The sequence below is a fragment of the Mesorhizobium sp. M7A.F.Ca.CA.002.05.1.1 genome, from assembly GCF_003998335.1.
Lineage (GTDB): Bacteria > Pseudomonadota > Alphaproteobacteria > Rhizobiales > Rhizobiaceae > Mesorhizobium.
On record NZ_RZQI01000764.1, the window covers coordinates 1 to 2922 of the forward strand.

Below are 2922 nucleotides of genomic sequence, written 5' to 3' on the forward strand. Positions count from 1 at the left end.
GGTCTATGGCAAGCGCAGGCAAAGCGACGACGAGGATTTTGCCAATCCGCATTTCATTGCCAGCGGCAGGGCGGCGGGCCCCGGCTGAGAAAGGCTCGGCAGCTTACTCTGCCGCGGCCTGCGCCGAATTCGAGCCGATATAGTTGCGGATCGTCTCGATGATGCGGTCCTGGTCGGCTTCGCTGAGATAAGGGTGCATGGGCAGGCACAGGATCCGCTTCGGCAGGTCTTCCGATACGGCAAGGCCGGTCGGCGTGCGCGGGTAGTCGCGATAAGCGACCTGGGCATGCAGCGGCTTCACGTAGTAAATGACAGACGGAATGCCCTTTTCGCCGAGATGCGCCCTCAGCCCGTCGCGCTTGGGCGTCTCGATCGCGTATTGCGCCCAGGCCGAACGGCTGCCGTCCAGATTGCGCGCCGCAGTGACGATATCGCCAAGCCCTTCGGCATAGCGCTTTGCCACCACCTGCCGGGCGACCATCTCGTCTTCCAGGATAGCCAGCTTCTCGATCAGGATCGCCGCCTGGATCGTGTCGAGTCGCGAATTGATGCCGACGCGGACATTGTCGTACTGCGTCTCGCCCTTGCCATGGAAGGCGAAGGAGCGAAGCTGCTCGGCCAGCGCATCGTCATTGGTGAACATCGCGCCGCCGTCGCCGTAGCAGCCAAGCGGCTTGGCCGGATAGAAGCTGGTCGATCCGACATGGCCGAAAGCACCGCACATCTTGCCGTCGAGCGAACCGCCCATCGACTGGGCGGCATCCTCGATCACCATCAGCCCTTCGCGGTTGGCGATCGCCATGATCGCCTCGTAATCGGCGGCTAGGCCAAACAGATCGACAGGAATGATAGCCTTCGGCTTCAGCCTTCCTTCCTTCTTGATCATGGCGATGGCCGCTTCGAGGCTGGCAATGTCGATGTTGTAGCTATGCGGGTCGACATCGACGAACACCGGCTCGGCCTTGGCCAGTGCCACCACTTCGGCGGTGGCGGCGAAAGTGAAGCTCGGCACGAACACCGCGTCACCCGGGCCGATGCCGGCCGCAAACAGTGGCAACAGCAGCGCGTCGGTGCCGTTGGCGCAGGCCACGACATGCTTGGTGCCGATATAGGCGGCAAGCTTATTCTCGAATTCGGTGACTTGCGGGCCAAGAATATAACGGCCTTCGTCGACGACACGGTCGATCGCGGCCTTCAGCCGGTCGCGGATTTGTTCGCGCTGCGCGCCAAGATCGATGAACTGCATGTCGGCCTCAAAACGGGTTAGCCAGATAATCGGCCGCTGGTACCAGAGTTGCGCTTGCCGAGAAAGCCGGGCAGGCGGAGCCCTAAATTGCCCAAGTGTCGCAGTCCGTTACCAGTATTTCCCGGCGAATGTCAGTCAGATGCCGGAAATCCGGGCTTCGTCGGGCACCATCCCGCCCTTATAGCCCTGTAAAGAGCCCCTGCGAAACATAAAGTGATCGATTGGGCTCAACTTATGTTGAGCGTTGCTCAGGCGATTTCATGTCGCCAGGGTGGATTGGCGCCGGCCCGCGACACGGTCACTGCCGCCGCCTTCGCACCGAGCGCCAGCGCCTTGTGGATGGCGTCTTTCGACAAGCGGGAAATCGCCGCCTTGGTCAGCAGGCCCTGCTCATGCAAGGAGGCGAGGATGCCGGCGTTGAAGGTATCGCCGGCGCCGACCGTGTCGACCACCTCGACCTTTTCCGGCATGACGGTGACGGCATGTTCCCTGGTATAGCCGACGGCGCCTTCGCTGCCATGGGTGACGACGATCAGCTTCGGGCCTCGATCCAGCCAGTTGCGGATGACATCCTCGTGCGAGCCGGCTTCGCCGAACCAGGTCAGGTCTTCGTCCGACAATTTCACGATATCGGCCATCGCCATCATCGCGCGAATGCGCCTGAGGTGCTTGGCCTTGTCCGGTATGAAGTTCGGCCGGATGTTGGGATCGAGCATCATCACTCGACTTTCATGCTCGCGCCGCATGAACTCCTCATAGGCACTGCCGGCGGGCTCCGAAATCAGGCTGATGGCACCGAACAGCATGGCTTCGATCTCGCTGCCAAGCTGCGGCAGGTCGTCGACGGTCAGCATGCGGCCGGCGGTGTTCTCGTCATAAAAAGTGTAGGTCGCCTGGCCGTTGGTGAGCTTGACGAAGGCCAGCGTCGTTGGCCGTGGTGAGGTGTGCGCATAGGTGGAGCTGACCTTGCTTGCCCCCAGCGCATCCCGGAACTGGCCGCCGAACAGATCCGACGACAGGCCTGAAAAGAAGCCTGCCGGCGCGCCGAGCCGGCCAAGCGCGATCGCCGTGTTGAACACCGCGCCGCCGACATAAGGCGCAAAGGCCGGCTCACCCGCTGTCGTCGTGCGCGGCAGCATGTCGATCAGGGCTTCGCCGCAGCAGAGGATCATGGCTTCCTGGTCTCCGGCGGATGGATCACGCCCTTGCGTATGATGATGTTGGCGTAGAGCCGCGGCTCGCTTGTCGCGACGATGGCATGCGCCGATTTGACCCGTGCATAGAAGTCGGCGCCGGCTAGCGCAACCACCTTGCGGCCTGGCGCCCGTTTGGCGCAGATCGCCTCGATCTCATGATGGACGGGATCGGCAAGCGAGGGATCGCCCTTGACCGAGGCGCGAAACAGCGCCTCCGGCACGGCGTCATCGACAGGCAGCACACTCAATATCGCGTCGAGTACGGGGATAAGAGGGTGACCATCGGCGCGCACCAGCCGGGTTGCCTGCTGTTCCGCCGGATAGTTTCCGTCGACAAGGGCGATTTCGTCGCCATGACCCATGCCGCGCAGGATCGCCAGAAGCTCCGGACCGAGCAGCGCCGGAATTCCGATCAGCATCAGGCGCTCCTGGAAATCGTCGTCGAGCCGATCAGGAAGCGTTCGGAAAGTGGCAGTCTGG

Annotated in this window: 3 protein-coding genes; all 3 read right to left on the minus strand. The window is 62.6% G+C overall.

Annotated elements, in window-relative coordinates; translation table 11 throughout:
• Positions 1 to 103 precede the first annotated feature (103 nt).
• Positions 104 to 1246: a DegT/DnrJ/EryC1/StrS family aminotransferase gene (locus EN939_RS28045; protein WP_127270003.1), complete on the minus strand. Its 1143-nt coding sequence runs from the start codon at positions 1244 to 1246 to the stop codon at positions 104 to 106.
• A gap of 248 nt (positions 1247 to 1494) precedes the next feature.
• Positions 1495 to 2418 (minus strand): carbohydrate kinase family protein, encoded by a 924-nt coding sequence (locus EN939_RS28050; RefSeq protein WP_127270001.1) that lies wholly within the window; start codon positions 2416 to 2418, stop codon positions 1495 to 1497.
• A complete protein-coding gene (locus EN939_RS28055) occupies positions 2415 to 2861 on the minus strand; it encodes an RbsD/FucU family protein (RefSeq protein WP_023808513.1) in 447 nt (148 codons plus the stop codon). Before EN939_RS28055 ends, EN939_RS28050 begins: the two co-directional genes overlap by 4 nt.
• Positions 2862 to 2922: the final 61 nt, after the last annotated feature.

What these genes read in the sequence shown, in the direction of transcription:
- EN939_RS28045 (WP_127270003.1), bottom strand. Translation starts at nt 1,246, where the DNA reads ATGCAGTTCATCGATCTTGGCGCGCAGCGCGAACAAATCCGCGACCGG.
- EN939_RS28050 (WP_127270001.1), bottom strand. Translation starts at nt 2,418, where the DNA reads ATGATCCTCTGCTGCGGCGAAGCCCTGATCGACATGCTGCCGCGCACG.
- EN939_RS28055 (WP_023808513.1), bottom strand. Translation starts at nt 2,861, where the DNA reads ATGCTGATCGGAATTCCGGCGCTGCTCGGTCCGGAGCTTCTGGCGATC.